The organism is Burkholderia sp. LMG 13014 (genome assembly GCF_905232215.1).
GTDB lineage: Bacteria > Pseudomonadota > Gammaproteobacteria > Burkholderiales > Burkholderiaceae > Burkholderia.
In genome coordinates, this window is record NZ_CAJNKE010000708.1 from 1 (window position 1) to 2,761 (window position 2,761).

At 67.1% G+C, this 2,761-nt stretch carries 2 protein-coding genes; one reads left to right on the forward strand and one right to left on the reverse strand.

Annotated elements, in window-relative coordinates; genetic code table 11:
* Positions 1-346 precede the first annotated feature (346 nt).
* Entirely contained in the window at positions 347-2,434 is a 2,088-nt protein-coding gene (locus tag JYJ84_RS33415) for a UvrD-helicase domain-containing protein (RefSeq protein WP_175222277.1), read from the forward strand.
* 106 nt (positions 2,435-2,540) lie between these two features.
* Here the strand turns inward: JYJ84_RS33415 and JYJ84_RS33420 are convergent.
* On the reverse strand, positions 2,541-2,761 hold a 221-nt coding region (locus JYJ84_RS33420; protein WP_205190038.1), incomplete at its 5' end, for a cytochrome c5 family protein.

A 2,761-nucleotide genomic window follows, 5' to 3' on the forward strand; every position in this document is an offset into this window, starting at 1 on the left:
CAGCAGCGGGCCGAGGGCAGCGGTGGCGAACGGGTATCCCATGATGTCGATCCGGTGACGATTCAGGCGGTTCAGGTGGTTCAGGTGGTTCAAGCGGGCCGGCGCGGGGTGCCGCCGGGTGGACATATTGTGGCCGATCGGTGCGCGAACGGGGCCGGATTGACCGAACGGACAGGGGGGCGGCCGCGGGATCAGCCCGCGCGGCCCCGTCCGGCGGCGCTCCAGAAAAGCACGTCGCCGACGTGTTAACATGCCCGTCCTGCCCGCGTGTCCGCCTGCTTCGCCAGCCTGCCGCGCACGGCATCCTCCCGGCGTTCCGCCGTCAACCGCAACACCATCCGCCATCATGTCCGCAGGCCTCAATCCCGCCCAGAACGAAGCGGTGCGCTACCTCGACGGTCCCTGTCTCGTGCTCGCCGGCGCGGGCAGCGGCAAGACCCGCGTGATCACGCAGAAGATCGCGCACCTGATCGAAGCGAAAGGCTTCGAGCCGCGCCACATCGCCGCCGTCACGTTCACGAACAAGGCGGCCGCCGAAATGCGCGAGCGCGTGTCGAAGCTGCTCGAGGGCAAGACGCTCACCACGCCCGGCAAGGAAGGCCGCAAGGTGCCCGTCAACCAGCTCACCGTCTGCACGTTCCACTCGCTCGGCGTGCAGATCCTGCGCCAGGAGGCCGAGCACGTCGGCCTGAAGCCGCAGTTCTCGATCATGGATTCGGACGACTGCTTCGGGATGATCCAGGAGCAGATCGGCACGACCGACAAGGGTCTGATCCGCAAGATCCAGAGCACGATCTCGCTGTGGAAGAACGGCCTGATCATGCCCGACGAAGCGATGACGATCGCGGCCAACGAGGACGAGCACCAGGCCGCGCTGGTCTACCGCAACTACGTCGCGACGCTGCATGCGTACCAGGCCGTCGACTTCGACGACCTGATCCGCCTGCCCGCCGAGCTGTTCGCGAAGAACGAACAGGTGCGCGACCGCTGGCAGAACAAGCTGCGCTACCTGCTGATCGACGAGTACCAGGACACCAACGCGTGCCAGTACGAGCTGCTGAAGCTGCTCGCCGGCCCGCGCGCGGCGTTCACCGCGGTGGGCGACGACGACCAGGCGATCTACGGCTGGCGCGGCGCGACGCTCGAGAACCTCGCGCAGCTCGGCAAGGATTTCCCGAAACTGCACCTGGTCAAGCTCGAGCAGAACTACCGGTCGACGGTGCGCATCCTGACCGCCGCGAACAACGTGATCGCGAACAACCCGAAGCTGTTCGAGAAGAAGCTGTGGTCCGAGCACGGGATGGGCGATTCGATCACCGTCACGCCGTGCAACGACGAGGAGCATGAAGCCGAATCGGTCGTGTTCCGGCTGTCCGCGCACAAGTTCGAGCGGCGCGCGCAGTTCCGCGACTACGCGATCCTGTACCGCGGCAACTTCCAGGCGCGGATCTTCGAGCAGGTGCTGCGGCGCGAGCGGATCCCGTACGTGCTGTCGGGCGGCCAGTCGTTCTTCGACAAGGCCGAGATCAAGGATCTGTGCGCGTACCTGCGGCTGATCGCGAACGCCGACGACGATCCCGCGTTCATCCGCGCGGTCACCACGCCGCGCCGCGGGATCGGCAACACGACGCTCGAAGCTCTCGGCTCGTTCGCGGGCCAGGCGAAGGTGTCGCTGTTCGAGGCCGTGTACATGGGCGGGATCGAGGCGCGGCTGTCCGCGCGGCAGGTCGAGCCGCTGCGGATGTTCTGCGACTTCATCCAGCGCCTGACCGAGCGCGCGGACAAGGATCCCGCGACCGCCGTGCTCGACGACATGATGGAGGCGATCCACTACGAGGCGTACCTGTACGACGCGTTCGACGAGCGGCAGGCGCAGTCGAAGTGGCAGAACGTGCTCGAATTCCTCGAATGGCTGAAGCGCAAGGGCACCAAGCCCGAGACGGAGGCCGTCGACGGCGAGGCGAATGGCTTCCACAACGCGGACGGGCTCGCCGATACGGGCAAGAACCTGCTCGGCCTGATCCAGACCGTCGCGCTGATGTCGATGCTCGAGGGCAAGGATGAAGACCCGGACGCCGTGCGGCTGTCGACCGTCCATGCGTCGAAGGGGCTCGAGTATCCGCACGTGTTCCTGGTCGGCGTCGAGGAAGGCATCATGCCGCACCGCGGCGGCAGCGAGGACGATGGCCCGATCGACAGCGAGCGGATCGAGGAGGAGCGCCGGCTGATGTACGTGGCGATCACGCGGGCGCAGCGCAGCCTGCACCTGAACTGGTGCAAGAAGCGCAAGCGGGCGCGCGAGACGGTCGTGTGCGAACCGTCGCGCTTCATCCCGGAGATGGGGCTCGACGAAGCGCCGCCGCCTACGCCGGAAGAGGCGCCGATGTCGCCGAAGGACCGGCTCGCGAGCCTGAAGGCATTGCTGCAGAAGTGAGCGTGCGCCGGCGGCCGGACCGGCCGCTTCCGCCGAACAAAACGAAACCCCCGCGATGCTTGCGCAGCGCGGGGGTTTTTTTACGGGCCGGCTGGTGGCGGCGTGCTTACTTCGCCGAGTTGACCATGTAGTCGACGGCGGCCTTCACATCGGCGTCCGACGCGCTCGACCCGCCCTTCGGCGGCATCGCGCCCTTGCCGTGCAGCGCGTAGTTGTAGACCGTATCCATCGAGTCCTTCAGGCGCGGCGCCCAGTCTTCCTTGCTGCCGAACTTCGGCGCGCCGAGTACGCCTGCCGCGTGGCAGGCCTGGCAGGTCGACGTGTACA

Excerpts from the sequence above, each read along its gene's own strand:
- JYJ84_RS33415 (WP_175222277.1), top strand. The coding sequence starts at position 347 with ATGTCCGCAGGCCTCAATCCCGCCCAGAACGAAGCGGTGCGCTACCTC.